Raw genomic sequence first — 23,836 nt, forward strand, 5'->3', positions numbered from 1 at the left:
AAGACGTGAGAGTATTGCATGAAAGCCTACGTCTACGGCCCTGAAGGCGCGAGGATTTCCGACGTCGCTCAACCAAAGCCCAAAGGCACGCAGGTGCTCGTTCGCGTTCGCGCCTGCGGCCTCAACCGGGCCGACACCGGCATGCGCAAGGGCCACGCCCATGGCGCGGCCGGCGGCGTCGGCACCGTGCTGGGCATGGAATGGGCCGGCGAGATCGCCGAGCTCGGGCCCGATGCGAAGGGCGTGAAGATCGGCGACCGCATCATGGGATCGGGCGGCGCGGCGTTCGCCGAGTATACGCTGGCCGATCACGGCCGGCTGCTCCACACGCCCTCGAACATGAATTTCGAGGAGGCTGCCACCCTCCCCGTCGCGCTCGCGACCATGCACAACGCCGTCGTCACGATCGGCGGGGTGCAGGCTGGCCAGAGCGTGCTGGTGCAGGGCGCGAGCTCCGGCGTCGGGCTGATGGCGATGCAGATCGCCCGGCTCAAGGGCGCGAAGCTGGTGATCGGCTCGTCCACCGACGCGTATCGCCGCGGCCGGCTGAAGGAGTATGGCGCCGACCTCGCCGTCGACAGCTCCGATCCGACATGGGTGGACGAGGTGCTGAAGGCGACCAACGGCGAAGGCGTCGACCTCGTCGTCGACCAGGTCTCGGGCAAGGTCGCCAATCAGAACCTAGCCGCGACGAAGATCAAGGGCCGCATCGTCAATGTCGGCCGCCTCGGCGGCACCCATGCCGACTTCAATTTCGACCTGCACGCGGCCCGCCGCATCGACTATGTCGGCGTCACCTTCCGTACCCGTACCATCGAGGAGGTCCGCGAGATCTTTGCCGAGGTCCGCAGGGACATCTGGGGCGCGGTGGAATCGCGCAAGCTGCAACTGCCGATCGACAAGGTGTTCGCGTTCGACGACATCGACCAGGCGTTCGAGCACATGGAAGCGAACAAGCATCTGGGGAAGATCGTGGTGACGGTGTAGGGGACGGCGACCCCGCGAAGAGTGACGGAGCTCCTGCTCCACCCGTCATGGCCGGGCTTGTCCCGGCCATCCACGTCTTTTCCGCTCGCAACGAAGAACGTGGATGCCCGGGACAAGCCCGGGCATGACGGCGCTGATGGTCCCGCTCCTGCAACTCACTCGCGACTAGTTCTGTGGATCATCGCTTGATGTCCCACACGGGGCTGCTAAATCCCCGCCCATGACCACCCAGCATGACAAAACCTCGGTCGCGGCCATCTCGATTTTCGCCAGCGGCGGCATGGCGGCGGCCAAGTTCGCGGTCGGGATCGCGATCGGCTCGCTGGCGCTGATCTCGGAAGCCCTGCATTCCCTGATCGACCTGGTTGCGACCATCATCACCTGGGCGGTGGTGCGGGTGTCCGACAGGCCCGCGGACGAGGAGCACCATTACGGCCACGGCAAGCTGGAAAGCATCTCCGCGCTCGGCGTCACCGCCCTGCTCTACGTGCTGGCCGGCGGCATCCTGGTCGAGGCCTATAGCCGGCTGCGCGAAGGAACCCCGCCGCCGACCATCTCGGCCGTGCCGTTCGTGGTGCTGGTGATCGATATCGCCGTCAATCTCTGGCGCGCCCGCGCCCTGCACCGTGCCGCGCGGGAGACCAGAAGCCAGGCCTTGGCGGCCGACGCGCTGCATTTCGCCTCGGACGTGATGGGCTCCTGCGCCGTGATCGTGGGCCTGATCCTGGCTGGGCTCGGCTTCTGGTGGGGTGACACCGCGGCGGCCGCAGCGGTTGCCGTGATGATCGCAGCGCTCGGCCTGCGCATGGCCGGCTCGACCGTGCAGACGCTGGTCGATCGCGCTCCCGAAGGCGCGCAGGAGAAGGCCAAAGCGGCGATCCGCAGCGTCCCGGGCGTAATCGACGTCGAACGCTTGCGCGTGCGCATGGTCGGTGCGACCACGTTCATCGACACCATCGCGAAGGTGCCGCGGACCTATCCGATCGACCGGGTCGAGGACATCAAGCGCAACGCGCAGGCCGCCGTCGCCAAGGCTTTCGGTGATGCCGACCTTACCTTCGCCGCAGTGCCCGTCGCGCGCGACAACGAGACCGTGCGCGACCGCATCATGGTGATCGCGCGCAATTCCGCCCTCGCCGTCCACCACGTCACGGTGCACGATCTCGGCGTCAAGCTGATCGTCAGCATCGACCTCGAGGTCGATGCCAACATGCAGCTCGAGGCCGCGCACGACATCGCCAACACGCTGGAGCGCAACATCCAGGAGGAGTTCGGCGAGGACGTCGAGGTCGACGTTCACATCGAGCCGCTGGAACCGGAACTTCCGTTCGGGGTCGATGCCACGCCGGACCGGGTGCGGACCATCGCCGCCGCGCTGACGGAATATGCCGCCGGCAGCGAGATCCACGACATCCACAATGTGCGGGTCCGCAACACCGACGCCGGCGAGATCGTCAACTTCCACTGCCGCGCAACACCGTCGATGAGCGTAATCAAGGTGCACGAGCATGTCGACGCGATCGAGCGTGCGTTGCGGCGCGCGTTCCCGAGCGTGAAGCGCGTCATCAGCCACGCCGAGCCGCCGCGGGCGTGACGAAGAATGCGCGGCGAGTCACACGTTCTCGTTTCGGACTCGTTGCACCCGTGCGTTTGCGGACGCGCGATGCACACACTGCGTGTTGGATAAGAATAATTTCGCGTTAACGATTCGTTGACTCTCGACAGCCCGCGAAAACTGGATTCAAATCGGTGTGATTCGGAAGTGACGTGGGGCTGCTTCCGGACTTCAGTTGCAAGCTGGTTTTCAGGGGGCCGAAGGCATGTCGCGTGCAGACGCCGCGAGCGCGTGCGTCCAATCCGATTCGATCAAGGGATTGGCGCAATCGATCGCGAAACCTGCCTATCACCGGCTCCTGATCGCGGAGCCAGCGCTTCGTCGCGCCGTGCCGACGCTCATCATCGCCTTCCTGATCACGATCTGCCTTGGTGCCTTCGTGCAGGTGGTCGATCAGACGCGCCAGAAGCGGCTGGTGATCCGCCACGACATATCGGCCCTCGCCGACCTGCTCGCCGAGCGCATCGATCGCCTCACCTCGGTTCGGCAGGAGCGGCTCAAGAACATCGAGAGCCTGCCGACGCTGCTGCCCGATCTCATTCCGTCCTGGGCCACGGCCTCGGGCCGCCACGTCATCGTCACCTCCGCCGGCATCGACCGCCGCATCCTCGCTCGCATTCCGGTCGACAGCGACCCGATCGGCAACGACCGCCTGCTCGATGCGATCACGACCGCGCAGCTGGTCGCGGCACCGCCGCGCGACGCCAACGTCGCCGACATGACGCTGCCGAGCGGCAACGCGGCGATGGCGACCTCGCGGCAGATCAAGTCGTTGCCCGGCTTCGTCACCGTGATCCAGGAGCGCAACGAGCCGATCTGGGGCTCGGACGCCGCGCTTTCGGTGACGCTGTCGGCGACGACAGGCTTCGTCGTCCTGATCCTCGGCTTCGCCTTCCACTGGCAGTCGACCCGCGCCCGCGAAGGCGATCTCATCAACGACGCGGTGCGCGGCCGCATCGACACCGCGCTCAACCGCGGCCGCTGCGGGCTGTGGGACTGGGACCTGTCGCGCGGCCGGATCTTCTGGTCGCAGTCGATGTTCTCGATGCTCGGCCTCGACGGCCGTCACGAACTCCTCACCTTCGGCGAGGTCAACGCGCTCGTGAAGTCCGACGACATCGACCTGTTCGCGATCGCCGACCAGCTCATCTCCGAGAAGATCGACCACATCGACCAGACCTTCCGCATGCAGCATGTCGATGGCCACTGGATCTGGCTCCGCGTCCGCTGCGAGAAGACCCGCGGGGCGACCGATTCCAGCGTCCACCTGATCGGGATCGCCGTCGACATCACCGAGCAGAAGAGCCTCGCCGAAAAGACCGTGGAAGCCGACCTCCGCCTGCGCGACGCGATCGAGACCATTCCGGAGGCCTTCGTGCTGTGGGATGCGAGCGACCGTCTGGTGCTCTGCAACTCGCACTTCCAGCGCCTGCACAAGCTGCCCGACAGCGCCGTCATCCCCGGCACCTCCTACGAGACCGTGCTCGAAGTCGGCCGCATGCCGGAGGTGCGCACCCGCCACAACGAGACCGCGGCCCAGGGCCCGGGCGCGCGCACCTTCGAGGCGCAGCTCGACGACGGCAGCTGGCTGCACATCAGCGAGCGCCGCACCAAGGACGGCGGCTACGTCTCGGTCGGCACCGACATCACCCGTATCAAGGAGCACGAGCAGAAGCTGGTCGACAACGATCTGCGCCTGCGCGCCACCGTCATCGACCTCAAGCGCTCGCAGGCCGCGCTGGAGCGCCAGGCGGTCGAGCTCGCCGACCTCGCCGAGAAGTACCAGCGCGAGAAGACCCGCGCCGAGGAAGCCAACCAGACCAAGTCGAAATTCCTCGCCAATATGAGCCACGAGCTGCGCACGCCGCTCAATGCCATCATCGGCTTCTCCGAGATCATGGGCTCGGGCATGTTCGGCGAGCTCGGCAGCGAGAAGTACCAGGAATACTGCCAGGACATCCTGACCAGCGGCCATTATCTGCTCGAGGTCATCAACGACATCCTCGACATGTCCAAGATCGAGGCCGGCCGCATGAAGCTCGACATGGAACAGCTCGACCTCTCGCAGACGCTCGCCGAATCCTTGCGGGTCGTCACCGGCCGTGCGCAGGACAAGCACCTGACGCTCGATGCCGACATCGCAAAATCCATCTCGGTCGTCGCCGACCGCCGCGCCACCAAGCAGATCATCGTCAACCTGCTCTCCAACGCGGTGAAGTTCACGCCGGACGGCGGACGCGTCGTGGTGCGCAGCCGCCAGCTCGACGACAGGATCGTGCTGATGATCGCCGACACCGGCATCGGCATCGCACCGCATTCGCTGGCGCGGCTCGGGCGTCCCTTCGAGCAGGTCGAGAGCCAGCTCACCAAGACCTATCACGGCTCGGGCCTCGGCCTTGCCATCGCCCGCTCGCTCGCGCAGCTCCACGGCGGCTCGATGCGCCTGCGCTCGAAGATCGACGTCGGCACCGTGGTGCGCGTGACCCTGCCGCGCGACGCGGTGAAGGCGTCGGGGATATCGGCTGCAGCTTGAATCCTACAATTGCAGCGAGGGCGCGACTTCGCGCGCGACGTTGACCAAAGCTGCGATCAGCGGCGTCATGGGATCGCGCTGCGGGATCACCAGGCCGATGCTGTAATTGACTTCGGGGGCGACGATCGGGATCGAGCGGACGGTGTCGGACAGGCCGAGCGTCTCGGCGAGCTTGGCCGGCATCACGCTGGCCCAGCGCCCGGTCTTGACGTGCGTGAACAGCACCAGCAGCGAGTTCGACGTCAACGTCGGCGTCGCCTCCGCGCCGACCGATCGCAATGCGCGGTCGATGATGCGGCGGTTCTGCATGTCGGGGGTCAAGAGGCACAGCGGCACCTGCCCGACCTCGGTCCAGGTCACCGTCTCGCGGTCGCCGAACATCGCGTCCGGCGCGGTGAGCAGGCGATAGCTCTCGTTGTAGAGCGGGATGGTGCGCACCTTGCCGATCGGCTCGTTCTCGATATAGGTCAGCCCCGCATCGACCTCGAGATTTTCGAGCAGCCCCAGCACCTCGGACGAGGTGGTGGACTGGATGCGGAAGCGCACCTCCGGATGCTTCGCACGGAACGGCGTGGTCAGCGCGGCGACCATGCCGAGCACGGTCGGGACCGCCGCGATGCGGATCTCGCCGGAGAGCTGATGCTTCAGCCCGTTGATCTCGTCGCGCATCGCGCGGGCATCGCCCACGATCCGCCGCGCCCAGTCGAGCGCCCGCTCGCCTTCCGGCGTAAAACCCTGAAAGCGCGAGCCGCGTTGGACCAGCATCACGCCGAGAATTTCCTCGAGCTGCTTGAGCCCGGTCGACATCGTCGGTTGCGTCACGCCGCAGGCCTCGGCCGCGCGGCCGAAATGCCGCTCCTTCGCCAGCGCCAGCAATAGTTCAAGCTTGTCGATCAACCGGTCGTCCCCTCGGATTCCATCTTGGCATGCAAGTTAGCACGCCGGACCTGCACCAACACGTAAAAACCCGCAGCCGGTCCAACTTTCATTACCAATCCATATCGATCAATCGCGGTTGCAAATCGATCAGAATCCGCAATCGCAGCACGGGACAGCTTTATTGATCTGCGAATGATTCCAACTAGTTTGCGGCGAAGGAAACGCTCTGGTTGAGAACGAAGAATGACAGCGGTTTATGAGCCTTGGAACGAGACGCGCGGCGCCGAGATCATCGCCGAACATGCCGGGCAGGAAGGCGCGACGCTCGTCATCCTGCATGCGCTTCAAGAGGCGTTCGGCTACGTGCCGGAGGCGGCGATTCCCATGGTGGCGCAGGCGCTCAATTTGTCGCGCGCCGAAGTGCACGGCGTTTTCACCTTCTACCATGATTTCCGCCACAAGCCCGCCGGCCGCCATGTGCTGAAGCTGTGCCGCGCCGAGGCCTGCCAGGCTGCCGGCGGCGATACGCTGGCTGCGCGGGCCGAGGCGAAGCTCGGCGTGTCGTTCGGCAACACGACGCCCGACGAGCGCGTCACGCTGGAGCCGATCTACTGCCTCGGCCTGTGCGCGACCGCGCCATCCGCCATGCTCGACGGCCGCCTGATCGGCCGGCTCGACCAGAAACGCCTCGATGCGCTGGTTGCGGAGGCGCAGCGATGAGCATGCGTTTTTACGTCTCACGTGACGCCGGCGCGGTCGCCGTCGGTGCCGACGAGGTCGCCCTGGCGCTGGAGCAGGCCGCCGCCAGGCGCGGCGTTGCCATCGAGATCGTCAGGACCGGCTCGCGCGGAATGTACTGGCTGGAGCCGCTGGTCGAGGTCGCAACGCCGCAGGGACGCATCGCCTTCGGCCCGGTGGCGGAAGCAGATGTGCCCTCCCTGCTCGACGCACTCGCAAACAACACGCCGCATCTCTTGCGGTTAGGGGCCACCGACGAGATCCCCTGGCTGAAGCGCCAGACCCGCCTCACCTTCGCCCGTTGCGGCGTGATCGATCCGCGCTCACTCGACGACTACCGCGGCCATGGCGGCTACCAGGGCCTCGCACGGGCTCTGTCGCTTGGCTCGGATGCGATCCTCACCGAAGTCACCGCATCGGGCCTGCGCGGCCGCGGCGGTGCCGGCTTCCCGACCGGGATCAAGTGGAAGACCGTCGCGCAGGCGAAGGCCGACCGCAAGTTCATCGTCTGCAACGCCGACGAGGGCGACAGCGGCACCTTTGCCGACCGCATGATCATGGAAGGCGATCCCTTCCTGGTGATCGAAGGCATGACCATCGCCGGCCTCACCGTCGGCGCGACCAAGGGTTACATCTACATCCGCAGCGAATATCCGCACGCTGTGGAAGCCATGAATGTCGCGATCCAGGCCGCGAAGCGCGGCGGCTATCTCGGCGACAAGATCGGCGGCTCCAAGCAAACCTTCGATCTCGAAGTCCGCGTCGGCGCTGGCGCCTATGTCTGCGGCGAGGAGATACCTCGCTGCTGGAGAGCCTCGAAGGCCGCCGCGGCATCGTGCGCGCCAAGCCGCCGCTGCCGGCCCATCACGGCCTGTTCGGCAAGCCCACCATCATCAACAACGTGCTGTCGTTCGCGGCCATCCCCTTCATCCTTGCCGAGGGGGCCAAGGCCTATGCGGATTTCGGCATGGGCCGCTCGCGCGGCACGATGCCGATCCAGCTCGCGGGCAACATCCGCTACGGTGGCCTGTTCGAGACCGCCTTCGGTGTGACGCTCGGCGAGCTCGTCGACGACATCGGCGGCGGCACGTTCACCGGCCGCCCGGTCCGCGCCGTGCAGGTCGGCGGGCCGTTAGGGGCCTATTTCCCCCGTGCCCTGTTCGACACGCCGTTCGACTACGAGGCCTTTGCCGCGCGCGACGGCCTGATCGGCCATGGCGGCATCGTCGTGTTCGACGACAGCGTCGACATGCGCAGGCAGGCGCGCTTCGCCATCGAGTTCTGCGCCGTCGAATCCTGCGGCAAGTGCACGCCGTGCCGCATCGGCTCGACCCGCGGCGTCGAGACCATCGAGAAGATCATGCGCGGCGAGCGCGTCAATGAACACATCGCGCTGGTCGAGGACCTCTGCAACACCATGAAATTCGGCTCGCTCTGCGCGCTCGGCGGCTTCACGCCCTACCCCGTGCTCAGCGCGTTGAAGCACTTCCGGGAGGATTTCGCACCCATCCCGACCACGCTGCAGGCCGCGGAATAGGAGAAGGACGATGTCTCTGATCGAAGAAGTCGACTACGGCACGCCGCGCTCCAAATCCACGACGATGGTGACGCTCACAATCGACGGCAGAGAGGTCAAGGTGCCCGAGGGCACCTCGATCATGCGCGCCGCGATGGACGCGGGCCACCAGATCCCGAAGCTCTGCGCAACCGACATGGTCGACGCGTTCGGCTCCTGCCGTCTCTGCCTCGTCGAGATCGAGGGCCGCGCCGGCACGCCGGCCTCCTGCACCACGCCAGTGATGAACGGCCTCGTCGTGTACACCCAGACCGAGCGGCTGAAAAAGCTGCGCAAGGGCGTGATGGAGCTCTACATCTCCGATCATCCGCTCGACTGCCTCACGTGCGGCGCCAATGGCGACTGCGAGCTGCAGGACATGGCGGGCGCGGTGGGCTTGCGCGACGTGCGCTATGGTTATGAAGGCGAGAACCACGTCTTCGCCAAGAGCCACGGCTGCGACAACGACCATTGGATGCCCAAAGACGAGTCCAATCCGTACTTCACCTATGATCCCTCCAAGTGCATCGTCTGCTCGCGTTGCGTCCGCGCCTGCGAGGAGGTGCAAGGCACCTTCGCGCTGACCATCTCCGGACGCGGCTTCGACAGCCGCGTCTCGCCGGGCATGAGCGAGAGTTTTCTGGGCTCCGAATGCGTCTCCTGCGGCGCCTGCGTGCAGGCCTGCCCGACTGCAACGCTGACGGAAAAGTCTGTGATCGAGATCGGCCAGCCCGAGCACTCGGTGGTCACCACCTGCGCCTATTGCGGCGTCGGCTGTGCCTTCAAGGCGGAGATGCGCGGCGAGGAAGTGGTGCGCATGGTGCCCTACAAGGACGGCAAGGCCAATCGCGGCCATTCCTGCGTCAAGGGCCGCTTCGCCTGGGGCTACACCAACCACAAGGAGCGCATCCTCAAGCCCATGATCCGCGAGCGGATCGAGGATCCCTGGCGCGAGGTGTCGTGGGACGAAGCGTTCACGTTTGCCGCCGCCAGGTTGCGCGGCATCCAGAAAAAATACGGCCGCGATGCCATCGGCGGCATCACCTCGTCGCGCTGCACCAATGAGGAGACCTATCTGGTGCAGAAGCTGATCCGCGCCGGCTTCGGCAACAACAATGTCGATACCTGCGCCCGCGTCTGCCACTCCCCCACCGGCTATGGCCTTGCCACCACCTTCGGCACCTCCGCCGGCACGCAGGATTTCGACTCGGTCGAGGACACCGACGTCGTCGTGATCATCGGCGCCAATCCGGCCTCCGCCCACCCGGTGTTCGCATCGCGGCTGAAGAAGCGGCTGCGCCAGGGCGCCAAGCTGATCGTGATCGACCCGCGCCGCACCGAGATGGTGGAATCGCCGCATGTGAAGGCGCTGCACTTGCCGCTGATGCCCGGCACCAACGTCGCGGTCATGACGGCGATCGCGCATGTCATCGTCACCGAGGGCCTCGTCAACGAAGCCTTCGTGCGCGAGCGCTGCGACTGGAGCGAGTTCGAGGAATGGGCCGCCTTCGTCGCCCGGCCGAACAACAGCCCGGAAGCAACCGCCATTCTCACCGGCGTCGATCCCAAGGTGCTGCGCGAAGCGGCCCGCATCTATGCCACGGGCGGCAACGGCGCGATCTATTACGGCCTCGGCGTCACCGAGCACAGCCAGGGCTCGACCACCGTGATCGCGATCGCCAACCTTGCGATGGTCACAGGCAATATCGGCCGTCCCGGCGTCGGCGTGAACCCGCTGCGCGGCCAAAATAACGTTCAAGGCTCCTGCGACATGGGCTCGTTCCCGCACGAGCTGCCCGGCTACCGCCACATCTCCGGCGATGCCGTGCGCGACCAGTTCGAGGCGCTCTGGAATGTCAAGCTCAACCCCGAGCCGGGCCTTCGCATCCCCAACATGTTCGACGCCGCGGTCGAAGGCACCTTCATGGGCATCTACGTGCAGGGCGAGGACATCCTGCAGTCCGACCCCAATACCAGCCACGTGGTCGCGGCGCTGTCGGCGATGGAATGCGTCATCGTCCACGACCTGTTCCTGAACGAGACCGCGAACTACGCCCACGTCTTCCTGCCCGGCTCGAGCTTCCTCGAGAAGGACGGCACCTTCACCAACGCCGAGCGCCGCATCCAGCGCGTCCGCAAGGTGATGACGCCGAAGAACGGCCTGGCCGACTGGGAGGTTACCATCGGCCTTGCCAAGGCGATGGGCTTCGACATGAAGTACGGCCACCCTTCCGAGATCATGGACGAGATCGCGGCACTGACGCCGTCCTTCGCCGGCGTCTCCTATGCCAAGCTCGATGAGCTCGGCTCGGTGCAGTGGCCCTGCAACGACAAGGCGCCGGAGGGCACGCCGGTGATGCATATCGATGGCTTCGTTCGCGGCAAGGGCAAGTTCGTCGTGACCGAATATGTCGCGACCGACGAGCGCACCGGCCCGCGCTATCCCCTGTTGCTGACCACGGGCCGCATCCTCAGCCAGTACAATGTCGGCGCGCAGACGCGGCGCACAGAAAACGTGGTCTGGCATGCCGAGGACCGGCTCGAGATCCACCCGCATGATGCCGAGCAGCGCGGCGTGCGCGACGGCGACTGGGTGCGGCTGAAGAGCCGCGCCGGCGAGACCACGCTGCGTGCGGAGATCACCGATCGCGTTGCGCCCGGCGTCGTCTACACCACCTTCCACCATCCGGACACGCAGGCCAACGTCATCACGACCGATTATTCGGACTGGGCGACCAACTGCCCCGAATACAAGGTCACGGCGGTGCAGGTCTCGCCCTCGAACGGCCCGTCCGAGTGGCAGAAGGCCTATGATGCGCAGGCGCGCCAATCCCGCCGCATCGTGCCGGCCGAAGCCGCGGAGTAGCGCATGCACGTATCGGTCCAGGCCATCGATCGAGACGTCTGGCGCAACAATGCGGCGTCCGAAGGAACGCGGTTCGTCCCCGAGGAGACGCCGCTGGCGCTGACCTATAATGGCGGCACCTATGCCGTCATGATGGGGACGCCGCAGAACCTGGAAGATTTTGCGGTCGGCTTCAGCGTGAGCGAAGGCATCGTCAAATCGGTCGACGACATCAAGTCGCTCGAAATGGTCCGCCTCGACGACGGCATCGAGCTGCGCATGTGGCTGGCATCGGAAGATGCCGCGCGCATCAACCAGCGCCGTCGCCACATCGCAGGTCCCACAGGCTGCGGCATCTGCGGCGTCGAGTCCATCGCCGAAGCGGTGCGGCCCGCGGCGATCGTCCCGGACGGGCAGACCTTCACCCCCGAGCAGGTCATGGCGGCGATGCAGGCCATCGCGCCGCTGCAATCGATCAATCTGCAGACCCGCGCCGTTCATGCCGCTGCGTTCTGGTCCCCCACAGGCAACATCGTCGCGCTGCGCGAGGATGTCGGCCGCCACAATGCGCTCGACAAGCTCGCTGGCGCCCTGGCGCGCAGCCGCAACGAGCCGCGCAACGGCATGGTGCTGCTGACGAGCCGCGTCTCGGTCGAGATGGTACAGAAGACCGCCGCGATGGGCGCGCCGGTGATGGTCGCGGTGTCCGCGCCCACCGCCCTCGCGGTCCGCACGGCGGAAGCCGCCGGCATCACGCTGATCGCCATCGCGCGGCAGGACGGGTTCGAGATATTTTCACATGGTAGCCGGATCGTCGCGCGCCATGCCACGGAGGTCGCCGATGTCGCCTGACCGCCTGATTTACATGGCCAACCAGATCGGCAAGTTCTTTGGTAGTCAGGGCCGTGACAAGGCCGTGCCTGGTATTGCCGAGCACATCAAGAAGTTCTGGGATCCCCGCATGAAGCGCGCGATCTTCGCCCATCTCGATGCGGGCGGTGCGGGCCTGGAGCCCGACGTGCGCGAGGCCATCACCGCGCTGAAGCAGGCTATGACCCTTCCAGCAGCGCCCTGAACACGCGCCGCACCTCGCTCTGCGTCTCCTTCACCCGCGCCTCCAGTGAGGAGAAATCCGGCGCGTCGCCGGCGCGCGCCATGACGCGCTGCAGGTCGGTGCCGGCGGTATCAGGCTTGAAGCGCTCGCTGACGCAGAGCCGCAGAATCTGCGTCAAGTCGTGATAGAGCCGCGCCGCGGCGCGCAGGATCTCCGTCTCCGATTGCGCGAGCACGCCGATCCTGCAGGCATTCTCCAGCACCTGCATGGTGCTGACGTCGAGAATCTCGGGCTTGTCATGCGCGTGCACGAGCTGGAGATATTGCGCGATGAAGTCGATATCGACCATGCCGCCGGCGGCATGCTTGAGATCCCAGCAATCCGCCTCGCCCTTCTCCTGCGCGATCGCGCGCCGCATGTCGGCGACGTCGTTGGCGGTGATGGCAGGATCGCGGCGGCGGGTCAGGACATCGCGGATGACGCGCTCGATCCGCTCCCGGAATTCGGGCGAAGCCGAGACCACGCGCGCACGCGTCAGCGCCATGTGCTCCCAGGTCCAAGCCTCGGTGGCCTGGTAGTCCGCGAACGAGACGAGACTCGACGCCACCGGACCCGCGCGTCCCGAGGGACGCAGCCGCATGTCGATCTCATAGAGCACGCCGTAATTGGTGCGCGTCGTGAAGGCGCTGATCAGGCGCTGGGTGAAGCGGGCGAAATAGTGCGCGCCGTGAAGCGATTTCACTCCATCGGAGTCCGGATGCTCGCCGTCGAAATCGTAGAGCAGGATCAGGTCGAGATCGGACGAGGCCGTCATCTCGCGGCTGCCGAGCCGGCCCATCGCGATGATGGCGGTCTGCTGCCCCTTGATGCGGCCGTGCTGGGCGGCGAAGCGATCGGCAACCAGGCCGTGCACGGTGTGGACGATACCCTCGGCGACGTCGGCGAAGGCCGTGCTCGCCTGCTGCGCGGAGACGGTGCCGGAGAGGATGCGCGTGCCAATCAGGAACAGGCTCTCCTGCCCGAACAGGCGCAAGCGATCGAGGAACTCCTCGTATGAACCGGCGTCCTGCACGGTGGCAGCTAACCGCCCCGACAATTCCTGTCTGTCGGGCATGGCCCCGAAGAAGCGTGGATCGATCAGGCCATCCATCAGCTGGGGCTGCCGCGCCAGCATGTCGCCGAGCCGGGGCGCTGCTCCGAGCACCAGCGCCACCAGCGCGACGAGATCGCGGTTCTGGCCGAGCAGCGTGATCAGCCGGCCGCCGCGCTGAAGCGCGGCGAGGAAATGATCGAACGAGACGACAGCGCGATCCGGCTCTTCGGCGTGGGCAAGACCGTCGATCAAGGCCGGCACGAACTCGACGAAGGCGCTTCGCGTCGCCTCAACGCGGAAGACCCGGTAGTCGCCGGTGATCCAGTCGCGCACCGTCTGCGCGACAGCGGCGGGCTTCTTGAAGCCGAGCGCCGCGAGGTGCTGCAGCAGGCGCGGATCGTCGGGGCCCGCACCGTAGTCGAGCGCCGGCAGCTTGGCCGTGCCGGTCGGGTCGTCGCCCTCGAACAGTTTTTCGTAATGGCCCTGCACGATCTGGAGCTGGTGCAAGAGGTCGCGCGCAAACGCCTCGCGATTCCGATAGCCGAAGAACCACGCGAAGCGCTCGACCGCCTGCTTGTCCTCGGGCAGCGTGTGGGTTTGCTCGTCGGCGATCATCTGAAGGCGATGCTCGACACGGCGCAGGAATTCGTAAGCCGTCGTCAGCTCGTCACGCGCCGCAACGGTGATCCAGTTGCTGGCGGCGAGGATGTCGAGTGCCTTCAGCGTCGGCCGCACCCGCAATTCCGGATGGCGGCCGCCGGCGATCAATTGCTGGGTCTGCGCGAAGAATTCGATCTCGCGAATGCCGCCGCGCCCGACCTTGACGTTGTGGCCCTCGACCGCAACCTCGCTCTGGCCGCGATAGGTCTGCATCTGCCGCTTCATGTCGTGCACGTCGGCAAGTGCGGCAAAGTCGAGATGCTTGCGCCAGACGAACGGCGCGATTTCGGCGAGCAATGCCTCGCCCGCTTTTGAATCGCCGCCACAGGTCCGCGCCTTGATCATCGCGGCGCGCTCCCACGTGCGCCCTTCCCGCTCGTAATAGTTCAGCGCGGCGTCCCGCGAGATCGCCACCTGCGTCGAGGACGGATCGGGCCGCAGCCGCAAATCGACGCGGAAGACGTAACCATCATAGGTGCGCTGCTGCAGGATGCGCGCCATGCCTTGCGTCACGCGGACGAAGAACGGCTGCGGCTCGATATCGGGCGCGAGGGTCGTCGCATCGGGATCGAAGAACACGATGAGATCGATATCGCTGGAATAGTTCAGCTCGCCCGCACCCATCTTGCCCATCGCGAGCACGATCAGCCCGCAGCCCTCTTCGGGTGCCTCGGGATTGGGCGGTGAGAGCTTGCCGCGTGCGGCTTCCTGCCGCAGCAGATATTGCAGTGCCGCCTGCACCGAGGACACCGCGACATCGGTCAGCGCCGCCGTCACCCGCATCACCGGCCAGACACCGCCGATATCGCACAGCGCGATCAGGAGCGCAGCCTCAGCCTTCATGCGGCGGAGCAGCCGCATCACCTCGGCCTCCTCCGAAGCCGCGAGCACCGCGCTGCGCGCCTCCGCGATCAGCGCCGTCAGATGCGCATCCGGATCGCATTCGAGCAGCCGGATCAGGCGCAAGGCATCGGCGCGCACCAGGTCGAACAGATAGGGCGAGAATTCCGCAATCCCGGTCAGGATCTCGCGGGCGAAGGGATGGCCGAGATGCGTTTCGAGACGGGCCGATTGTGCCGGCTCGAGCTCGGCCAGCCAGGTTTCGAAACGGGGTTCGTCGGTTGCGGAAGCGGCAATATGGGGAGCCTCCGCGAAGCGTGCGGCCAGCCTCTCACCATGCTTGTCCGCGTTTCCCGGCGCGGAGTGGTTCATGCCACCTTCTGTGGCACATCCGGTATTGGCGGAGCAACCCTGTCGCCGGCACCCGCGCGCGCCGGCAGCACCAGCGTGGCGACGAGGCCGGGATGGGCATCGCCCAAGCGCAATTCGCCGCCGTGCAACGTCGCCACCGCCGAGGCGAGGCTGAGGCCGAGGCCCGAGCCCGGCAGCGTGCGGCTGGCCTCCAGCCGCACGAATCGCTCGATGACGTGCTTGCGGTCGGCTTCGGGGATGCCGGGGCCGCGATCGGTGACGCTGAGCAGCACCAGGTCGCCGTCGCGCCTCGCCTCGATCGTGATTTGCCGCGCGTCCATGCTGACCACGGTTCCCGCCGGCTGTGCCGCGGGCTGGCCGTATTTGATCGCGTTCTCGACAAGATTGGCGAGCGCCTGGCTGATCAGCTCGCGATTGGCATGAACCGGCGTCGGCTCGCACTTGACCTTCAGGGTCATGCCGTCGTCCTCGGCGAGCGGCTCGTAGAGCTCGTGGATGCCCTCCGCGACCTCCGCGGCATCGAAGTCGTCCATGTTACCGCGCGCCTGTCCGGATTCCGCGCGCGCGATCATCAGAAGCGCGTTGAAGGTCCGGATCAGCCCGTCGGACTCCTCGATGGTCCGCTCCAGCGCGGCGCGATAATCCGCCTCGCAGCCCGATCTCGCCAGCGCCTCCTCGGCGCGATTGCGCAGCCGTGTCAGCGGCGTCTTGAGGTCGTGGGCGATGTTGTCGGAAACCTCCTTCAGCCCCGCCATCAGCGCCTCGATCCGCTCCAGCATGGCGTTAAGGTTCTCGGCGAGACGATCGATCTCGTCGCCGCTGCGCCCTACGGGCAGGCGCTCGCTGAGATCACCGGTCATGATCCGCTGCGCCGTGCCGGTCATCGCGTCGATGCGCCTCAGCACCCGTCGCGCGACGAAGATGCCGCCGCCGAGGCCCAGCACGACGACGATCAGGACCGAAAATTGCGCCGCCTTCGCGACGATGCCGAACAGGCGCCGCCGCTCGGCCAAGTCGCGGCCGATCAGAAGCCGGAAGCCGTTCTCCAATTCGGTGACGCGAACGAGCGCGCGATGATCGCGGTCATCGCTGTCCTCGATCCGCCGGTAGGCCGTCTCCGACCAGCCGCGCGTCGCCATCACGCCCGGCGCCAGCGAGCCGACATTGCCGGCGATCGCCTGGCCCGTCGGCGTGGTCACGAGATAGAGATTGGCGCCTGGCCGCAGCGCCCGATACTCGATCGTGCGCACCAGGCGAACCATGCCGCCGCGGTCGTAGATCTCGTTGATCTCCGAGGTCTCGGCATTGACGGTCTGCGTAATCTCCTCGGTGATCAGCCGCCGCGTATTCCAGGCGAAATAGGCCAGCAGCGAGGCCGCGAACATCGCGAACAGCAAGAGATAGACCAGCGTCAGCCGGAACGCCGTGGTGCGGATGAGTTTACCGAATGCCGTCACGGATCATGTATCCGGCGCCGCGGATCGTGTGCAGCAGCGGGCGCTCGAAGCCCTTGTCGATCTTGGAGCGCAGCCGCGAGATGTGCACGTCGATGACGTTGGTCTGCGGATCGAAATGATAGTCCCAGACATTCTCCAGCAGCATGGTTCGCGTCACCACCTGGCCGGCGTGCTTCATGAGGTATTCGAGCAAGCGGAATTCGCGCGGCTGCAGCGTCAGCTCGTCCTTGCCGCGGGCGACGCGATGCGAGAGCCGGTCGAGCTCGAGATCGCCGACGCGATAAAGCGTCTCCTCGGCGGGACCGCCGCGGCGGCGCGACAGCACTTCGACGCGGGCCAGCAGCTCGGCGAAGGAATAGGGCTTCGGCAGATAGTCGTCGCCGCCCGCGCGCAGACCCTTGATGCGGTCATCGACCTGCCCGAGCGCGGAGAGAATCAGCACCGGCGTCGTATTGCCCTTGTCGCGCAATGCGCCGATCAGCGACAGGCCGTCGCGCTTGGGCAGCATGCGGTCGACCACCAGCACGTCGTATTCGCCGTTCTCGGCCATGGCGAGGCCTTCCTCGCCGTCGGCGGCGTGGTCGGCGATGTGTCCGACTTCGCGAAACGCCTTGGCCAGGTAGTCGGCGGATTCGCGGTCGTCTTCGATGATGAGGAGGCGCATCGTGCGTTCGGCGGCGGTCAAGGAGGTCAACCTTCTCTAAACATGGCGCGAGCGGCAACCGCATGCAAGCCGAGCAGGAGAGGCTCGACGCGGGAAAAAGGCGGGCGGTGAAGCTGGGGGGACCTCACCGCCCTAGGCCTTCCGACGGAGGGGGGCGTAATTCCACCGGAAGGTAGATGAGGGAAGCCAGCGTTGCGCTGCTTCCCCGAAGGGCACCGGCGGCGGGGGCGACTGATGCCGGCGGTACCCTTCATCTCGTAGGCCTCCTGAAGGCCTCAGCCCTTGGCGATGGGCACCGCGACGAAGCGCGACTGGCCGCCGCTCTTCACGCGCATCAGGACGCTGTTCTTGTTGTCGGTCCGCGCCGCGTTGATCGCGTCGCGGACTTCGCCGGCGGTCGCCACGCTCTTGCCGCCGACCTCGAGGATCACGTCGCCTTCCTTGAAGCCGCGTTCGGCCGCCGCGCTCTTCGGATCGACCTCGGTGACCACGACGCCTTCCTTGCCGGCACCGGCCACGGAATTGGCGGGCGCAACGGTCATGCCGAGCTTCGGTACGTCCGTCCCCTTGCTGGCGCCCTTGCCGCTGTCCTTGTCCAAGTCGGCCTTGGCCTCGACCGTATTCGGCAACTGGCCGAGGGTGAGGTTGACGACCTTGTCCTGGCCCTTGTGCAGCACGTTGAGCTTCACGGACGCGCCGGGTGCCATACCGCCGATGGTGCGGGCGAGCTCGCGGGCATCCTTGACGGGTTCACCGTTCACCGCGGTGATCACGTCACCGGACTCGATGCCGGCCTTCGCCGCCGGACCGTTCGCCTGCGGCTCCGCCACCAGCGCGCCTTCGGCCTTCTTCATGCCGAGGCTGTCGGCGATGTCGGAGGTTACGGGCTGGATCTGTACGCCGATCCAGCCGCGGCTGACCGAGCCCTTGTCCTTGAGCTGCGCAACCACGCTCTTGACGGTGTTGGCCGGGATCGAGAACGCGATGCCGACGCTACCGCCGGAGGGCGAGTAGATCGCGGTGTTGACGCCCATCACCTCGCCGTTTGTGTCGAAGGCCGGACCGCCGGAATTACCCTTGTTCACGGGCGCGTCGATCTGGATGAAATCGTCATATGGGCCGTTGCCGATGTCGCGGCCGCTCGCCGAGACGATGCCCGCGGTCACGGTGCCGCCGAGACCGAAGGGATTGCCGACCGCGAGCACCCAGTCGCCGATCCGCGGTTTGCTGTCGGCGAGCTTGGCGAACGGGAAGTTTGTGCTGCCTTCGACCTTGATCAGCGCGAGGTCGGTGCGCTGGTCGGTGCCGATCACCTTGGCGGTGTAGGTCTTGCCGTCGTCGGTGGTGACCTCGACCTTGTCGGCACCATCGACCACGTGGTTGTTGGTCACGGCATAGCCGTCAGCCGAGATGAAGAAGCCGGAGCCCTGCCCCTGCACGACGCGGCCACGGCCGCCCTTCAGGCCGGGGGGCAAACCATCCGGACCACCGAAGCGGCGGAAGAAGCGCTCCATCGGCGAGCCCGGCTGGAACGGCGAGGAGGAATCGTCGCCGTCGTCATTGCTCGCGGTCTTCTCCTTCATGTTGACCTTGACCGAGATCACCGAAGGCTTCACGCGCTCGACGACGTCGGCGAATCCGACCGGACGCTCGACCTTGCGAACCTCGTTGTTGACCTGCGCATGCGCCGGGCTGGAGAACAGGTCGGCCGGCGAGGTCGACGGGCTGAAGCCATAGACGGCCGCGCCGAGACCGGCGACGACCGAAGCCATCAGCGCGAGCTTGCGCGCGGAAAACACCGACCGGCGCGGCTGCCGGTAGGACGGGAGGTTCGAAAGGTCGATACGATCGTTCATGCGGAAATCTCCAGAGCCCTGAATTCCTGTTGGTGCCGGATGCAGCACCTTGCGAACCTGAAGATGGGGACTCCCGCCTTACCGCGCGCTGGCGGCGGGGTTAAACTTTTGTAATGATGCGTCGAGGCGGATGCGGCAGTTCAGCACAGGCCAAAAATCGTGACCTTACAGGAACTTAATCGAGTTCCCCCGACAAGGCTGCAAGCGCGAATTCTGGCCCCTCAGCTCGCCCTGACACTGACGATGAACTCGTCGACTTCGCGCTTCAAGGTCTCGGCCTGCCGCGACAGATCGACGGCCGAATCCCTGGCTTCGGCCGCCATGCGGCCGGTCTCGGCCGAGGTGGAGGTAATCTGGACGATATGGTTGGAGACGTCGAGGGTTCCGCGCGCGGCATCCTGGGCGCTGCGCGTGATCTCCTGTGTGGCGTTGCGCTGCTGGGCGGTGTCGACCTCGATGCCCGACATGATCGACGAGATCTCCGACAGCGTCCTGGAAATGCCGTCGATCGCGCCGCGGGTCTCCGCGGTGATGCCTTGAATGCTGGCGACGTGCGAGGTGATCTCCTCCGTCGCCTTGCTGGTCTGATGCGCCAGGTTCTTCACTTCCGAGGCGACCACCGCAAACCCCTTGCCCGCTTCGCCGGCCCGTGCCGCCTCGATGGTGGCGTTGAGCGCCAGGAGATTGGTCTGCGATGCGATCGCCTGGACGAGCTGGACGACCTCGCCGATCTTTTCGGCGGCATCCGACAGCGTGTGAATGGTATCGCGGCTCTTCTCCGCCTGGCTTGCAGCGCCTTCGGCGCGCTGGGTCGCGTCCGTGACGCGGCGGCTGATCGTGCCGATCGAGTTCGTCATCGCCTCGGCGGACCCTGCAACCGTCTGCACGCTGGCGCTGGCCTGGCTCGCCGCGCTCGCGACCGCATTGGCCTTGGTGCTGGTGTCGTTGGCGGTCCGCGACAACGTCTCCGCGTTGGTCTTCAGATGCACGGCCGATGACGCCACGCTGGCGACGACACTGGCGACGAGATCGTTGAAGCGCTTGATCCTGTTATCGAGGAATTTCGAACGCTCGGCCTGATGCTGCGCTTCATGCAGCTGCTGCTCGGAGAGGCGGCGCCGCTCGATGCCGTTGGTCTTGAACACCTCCAGCGCACCGGCGAGCAGGCCGATCTCGTTGGTGCGACCGAGCCCCGGAACTGATGTCTCGAACTTCTGGTCGGCGACCTCGCGCATGGCATGCACGATGGCCGCGAGGGGATTGAGGATGCCGTTGCGCACGGCGAACCAGGTCGTGAAGCAGATCGCGAAAGCGACGACGGCGATCACGCCGCAGGCGAGCAGGAAATAAGAAAACGCGGTCTGCGCCTGCTGGTAGATCTGCATGGCATGGTCGCGCGCCGGGCCGCTCAGCGCGGCGAAGTTCGAGGACAGGCTGGTGATCTCGTTGTTGAGATAGAGCACCGCGATGAAGCCGGTGCTGCCGCCGATGCCAAGCAGGAACAATAACGCAGCGACGACGGCGCCGACCAGGAAGCGGATCGTCAGATTGCTGTTCGCGAACATCGGGGGACTCAGGAGCTGGAATCAAATCTCGCGACAAGCTTCCAGACAAAGGTCAATTTAGCATGAACCACGCAGCCGTTGCCGCGCACTGCGTGGCGCGACGTAGACGGCTTCAGGGCGATTTGGGTTCGTCCGACATCAAGGCCGCAAGCCGCGCCTTCTCCTCCGCCGTGAGCGGCGGAGGCGGTACGTCGGCACCCCTTCCCGAGCGGCGGCGGATCTGTAGCCACAGCGCCAGGCCGCCGCCGATCAGCAGCACCGGCCCGAGCAGCCACAGCAGCAGGGTCTGCAGCTCGAAGCGCGGCTTGAGCAACACGAACTCGCCGTAGCGCGCCACCAGGAAATCGAGCACCTGCGAATTGCTGTCGCCGGCCGCGATGCGCTCGCGCACCAGCAGCCTGAGATCGCGTGCCAGCGGCGCATCGGAATCGTCGATCGACTGATTCTGGCAAACCATGCAGCGAAGCTCGCGCGACAATTCGCGCGCGCGCGATTCCTTCACCGGATCCGGCATGATCTCGTCGGGCTGGACAGCGTGGGCCGCCGGCAATGCCAGCAGCAGCAAGGCGACGAAGGCGGCCATCATCCGGCGCATCGGATCATTCCGCGGGCTGGAGGCGCTGCTTGGCCCGCGCCGGCTTCGGCGCGCCGACCCGCAGGCGGCGGTCGGAGAGCGAGAGCACGCCGCCGAGCGCCATCAGCACCGGCCCCCACCAGATCAGGAGAACCAGCGGCTTGTGATAGATGCGCACGGCGATGGCGCCTTCGGCGGTGGCGTCGCCGAGCGAGACGTAGAGCTGGCTCGCCCCGCGCGTCAGCAGCGCCGCTTCGGTGGTCGACGAGCCGCGCGTGGTGAAGCTGCGCTTGGACGGCGTCATCACCGTGACCGCCTCGCCATCGCGGCTGATCTTGAACTCGGCAATCATCTCGCGGTAGTTCGGGCCCTGGCGTTGAAACAGCCCGTCGAGCTTCAGATCGTAGCCGGCGACATGGGCAGTCTCGTTCGGTTTCATAGTCGCGATGTATTCGCTGTTCCAGGTGGTCTCGCAGACGATCCCGATCAGCGCAACGCCGAGGCCGGCATGCGCGAACGCGGTGCCCCACGCCGAGCGCGGCAGGCCGCGCGCCCGGTGCAGCACCGTTGCGAACGGCAGGCGCACCAGGCCCGTCCGTTCGACCAGATCGGTGACCGCGCCGGCGATGACGAAGACGCCGAGCCCGATCGCGAGCGGCGCCAGCGCGCTGCCGCCCCGCACCCAGGCCCAGACGATGGCGACCACGACCAGCCCGGCGACGCCGGCGGCGAGCAGACGCTGCATCACGCCGAGCAGGTCGCCGCGCTTCCACGCCAGCATCGGCCCGAACGGCACCGCGAGCAGCAACAGCGCGAACAGCGGCGCGAAGCTCAGATTGTAGAAGGGGGCGCCGACCGACATCTTGAAATCGGCGAGCATCTCCATCGCGAGCGGATAGAGCGTGCCGAACAGCACCACGGCGCAGGCCACCGTGAGCAGCAGATTGTTAAGCACCAGCGCGCCCTCGCGCGAGATCGGTGCGAACAGGCCGCCCTGCTTCAGCGAGGTGGCGCGGCCCGCGAACAGCGCCAGGCTGCCGCCGATGAACAGGCAGAGGATCAGCAAAATGAACACGCCGCGGGTCGGATCGGTGGCGAAGGCGTGCACCGAGGTGATGACGCCCGAGCGAACCAGGAAGGTACCGAGCAGCGACAGCGAGAAGGTCAGGATCGAGAGCAGGATAGTCCAGACCTTCAGCGCGTTGCGCTTCTCCATCACCAGCGCCGAATGCAGGAGCGCGGTGCCGGCGAGCCAGGGCATCAGCGAAGCGTTCTCCACCGGATCCCAGAACCACCAGCCGCCCCAGCCGAGCTCGTAATAGGCCCAATACGAGCCCATGGCGATGCCGAGGGTCAGGAAGATCCAGGCTACTAGCGTCCAGGGCCGCACCCAGCGCGCCCAGGCCGCATCGATCCGTCCCTCCATCAGGGCCGCGATCGCGAATGAGAACGAGATCGAAAAGCCGACATAGCCGAGATAGAGCATCGGCGGATGCACGGCGAGACCGATGTCCTGAAGCACGGGATTGAGATCGCGTCCCTCGATCGGGGGGCTCGCGATGCGCAGGAACGGGTTCGATGTCATCAGGATGAAGAGGTAGAACGCGCTGGCGACCCAGGCCTGCACAGCCAGCACATGCGCGCGCAGCGAGAGCGGCAGATTGTTGCCGAAGCTTGCGACCAAGCCGCCGAACAGCGCGAGGATCAACACCCACAGCAGCATCGAGCCTTCATGGTTTCCCCAGACGCCCGTGATCTTGTAGAGCAGCGGCTTCATCGAGTGGGAATTCTCGTAGACGTTAGCGACGGAGAAATCCGAGTTCACGTGCAGCATCACCAGCGCCGTGAATGAGGCGCCGACGAACAGCAACTGAGCCAGTGCGGTCGAGCGCGCCACGTTCATCAGGGCGGCGTCGCCAAGGCGCGCGCCGATCAGCGGCACCGCGGACTGGATCAGTGCGAGGGCGAGCGCCAGCACCAGCGCGTAATGTCCTGATTCCGCGATCACCGCACCGCTCCCTGCGGATTGCCTTGCGCGGTCGTCGCCGCGGGTTTGGCGGCACCGGAGGCTTGGGTACCGGAGCCTTGGGCGCCGGAGCCTTGGGCACCGTAATCGTCCTTCCAGTGCCCCTGCTTCTTCAGGGCATCGGCGACGTCCTTGGGCATGTAGGTCTCGTCGTGCTTGGCAAGGACGGTATCGGCCTTGAACACGCCGTTGGCATCGAGTGCGCCTTCCGCGACGACGCCCTGCCCTTCGCGAAATAGGTCGGGCAGAATGCCTTTGAAGGCGACCGGCAGCTTGGCGTTGCCGTCGGCGACCTCGAACGTCACCGCGAGATTGTCGCCGCGCTGGAGCGAGCCGGGCTGCACCAGGCCGCCGAGGCGAAACCGCTTGCCGGGCTCGACCTGCTTCTCGGCGACCATGGTCGGGGTCGAGAAGAACACGATGGAGTCGCGCAGCGCGTTGAGCACCAGCGCGGCCGCGAGCGCGAGCACGGCGAGCGATCCGCCGATGATGGTCATACGTCGCTGCTTGCGCGTCATGGCGT

16 protein-coding genes and 1 pseudogene are annotated in these 23,836 nt (G+C 66.3%); 8 read left to right on the plus strand and 9 right to left on the minus strand.

The features are described from left to right. Nucleotides 1-18 precede the first annotated feature (18 nt). The 3 genes from ABIA45_RS14250 (at nt 19) to ABIA45_RS14260 (ending at nt 5,135) form a co-directional block, all read left to right on the plus strand. Nucleotides 19-987, plus strand: a complete 969-nt coding sequence (locus ABIA45_RS14250) for a zinc-binding dehydrogenase (protein WP_404652487.1) — start codon at nt 19-21, stop codon at nt 985-987. A gap of 220 nt (nt 988-1,207) precedes the next feature. Beyond that, the gene (locus ABIA45_RS14255) at nt 1,208-2,581 is read left to right on the plus strand and encodes a cation-efflux pump (RefSeq protein WP_404652489.1); all 1,374 of its coding nucleotides are present in this window, start codon (nt 1,208-1,210) and stop codon (nt 2,579-2,581) included. 226 nt (nt 2,582-2,807) lie between these two features. Continuing rightward, nucleotides 2,808-5,135 (plus strand): PAS domain-containing sensor histidine kinase, encoded by a 2,328-nt coding sequence (locus tag ABIA45_RS14260; protein WP_404652490.1) that lies wholly within the window; start codon nt 2,808-2,810, stop codon nt 5,133-5,135. Nucleotides 5,136-5,138: 3 nt separating this feature from the next. Here ABIA45_RS14260 and ABIA45_RS14265 read toward each other — a convergent pair whose 3' ends face one another. Next, nucleotides 5,139-6,032, minus strand: coding sequence for a LysR family transcriptional regulator (locus ABIA45_RS14265; protein ID WP_404652492.1), 894 nt, complete (start codon nt 6,030-6,032; stop codon nt 5,139-5,141). Nucleotides 6,033-6,257: 225 nt separating this feature from the next. Here ABIA45_RS14265 and ABIA45_RS14270 point away from each other — a divergent pair, with 225 nt between their 5' ends. The 5 genes and pseudogenes from ABIA45_RS14270 to ABIA45_RS14290 all read left to right on the plus strand — a co-directional run bounded on the left by ABIA45_RS14270 (nt 6,258) and on the right by ABIA45_RS14290 (nt 12,227). Next, entirely contained in the window at nt 6,258-6,734 is a 477-nt protein-coding gene (locus tag ABIA45_RS14270) for a formate dehydrogenase subunit gamma (protein ID WP_271545185.1), read from the plus strand. Continuing rightward, nucleotides 6,731-8,289, plus strand: a pseudogene (locus ABIA45_RS14275) (formate dehydrogenase beta subunit). The gene ABIA45_RS14270 and the pseudogene ABIA45_RS14275 overlap by 4 nt, the downstream one beginning before the upstream one ends. 10 nt (nt 8,290-8,299) lie before the next feature. Further along, nucleotides 8,300-11,173 (plus strand): formate dehydrogenase subunit alpha, encoded by a 2,874-nt coding sequence (gene fdhF, locus ABIA45_RS14280; protein ID WP_404652493.1) that lies wholly within the window; start codon nt 8,300-8,302, stop codon nt 11,171-11,173. A 3-nt stretch (nt 11,174-11,176) separates the two neighbouring features. After that, nucleotides 11,177-12,004: a formate dehydrogenase accessory sulfurtransferase FdhD gene (fdhD, locus tag ABIA45_RS14285; RefSeq protein WP_157282480.1), complete on the plus strand. Its 828-nt coding sequence runs from the start codon at nt 11,177-11,179 to the stop codon at nt 12,002-12,004. Further along, a complete protein-coding gene (locus ABIA45_RS14290) occupies nt 11,994-12,227 on the plus strand; it encodes a formate dehydrogenase subunit delta (protein ID WP_271545188.1) in 234 nt (77 codons plus the stop codon). The genes fdhD and ABIA45_RS14290 overlap by 11 nt, the downstream gene beginning before the upstream one ends. Here ABIA45_RS14290 and ABIA45_RS14295 read toward each other — a convergent pair. The 8 genes from ABIA45_RS14295 to ccmE all read right to left on the minus strand — a co-directional run bounded on the left by ABIA45_RS14295 (nt 12,202) and on the right by ccmE (nt 23,831). Next, complete coding sequence (locus tag ABIA45_RS14295; RefSeq protein WP_404652495.1) at nt 12,202-15,171, minus strand: bifunctional [glutamine synthetase] adenylyltransferase/[glutamine synthetase]-adenylyl-L-tyrosine phosphorylase; 2,970 nt, start codon at nt 15,169-15,171, stop codon at nt 12,202-12,204. The two genes, ABIA45_RS14290 and ABIA45_RS14295, sit on opposite strands and share 26 nt — an antisense overlap. Then, nucleotides 15,168-16,628, minus strand: coding sequence for an ATP-binding protein (locus tag ABIA45_RS14300; protein ID WP_275509110.1), 1,461 nt, complete (start codon nt 16,626-16,628; stop codon nt 15,168-15,170). Before ABIA45_RS14300 ends, ABIA45_RS14295 begins: the two co-directional genes overlap by 4 nt. Further along, complete coding sequence (locus ABIA45_RS14305) at nt 16,612-17,292, minus strand: response regulator transcription factor (RefSeq protein ID WP_036035209.1); 681 nt, start codon at nt 17,290-17,292, stop codon at nt 16,612-16,614. Before ABIA45_RS14305 ends, ABIA45_RS14300 begins: the two co-directional genes overlap by 17 nt. Before the next feature lie 275 nt (nt 17,293-17,567). Beyond that, a complete protein-coding gene (locus tag ABIA45_RS14310; protein ID WP_271545194.1) occupies nt 17,568-19,148 on the minus strand; it encodes a Do family serine endopeptidase in 1,581 nt (526 codons plus the stop codon). A 221-nt stretch (nt 19,149-19,369) separates the two neighbouring features. Further along, nucleotides 19,370-20,713, minus strand: coding sequence for a methyl-accepting chemotaxis protein (locus tag ABIA45_RS14315; RefSeq protein WP_404652497.1), 1,344 nt, complete (start codon nt 20,711-20,713; stop codon nt 19,370-19,372). A 112-nt stretch (nt 20,714-20,825) separates the two neighbouring features. Beyond that, on the minus strand, nt 20,826-21,308 hold the full coding sequence (locus ABIA45_RS14320; RefSeq protein WP_271545196.1) for a cytochrome c-type biogenesis protein: 483 nt from the start codon (nt 21,306-21,308) through the stop codon (nt 20,826-20,828). A gap of 4 nt (nt 21,309-21,312) precedes the next feature. Then, complete coding sequence (locus tag ABIA45_RS14325) at nt 21,313-23,295, minus strand: heme lyase CcmF/NrfE family subunit (protein WP_404652498.1); 1,983 nt, start codon at nt 23,293-23,295, stop codon at nt 21,313-21,315. Continuing rightward, on the minus strand, nt 23,292-23,831 hold the full coding sequence (gene ccmE, locus ABIA45_RS14330) for a cytochrome c maturation protein CcmE (protein ID WP_404652499.1): 540 nt from the start codon (nt 23,829-23,831) through the stop codon (nt 23,292-23,294). Before ccmE ends, ABIA45_RS14325 begins: the two co-directional genes overlap by 4 nt. Between the last annotated feature and the right edge of the window lie 5 nt (nt 23,832-23,836).

Origin of the sequence: Bradyrhizobium sp. USDA 336 (genome assembly GCF_044908355.1) — a bacterium.
Lineage (GTDB): Bacteria > Pseudomonadota > Alphaproteobacteria > Rhizobiales > Xanthobacteraceae > Bradyrhizobium > Bradyrhizobium yuanmingense.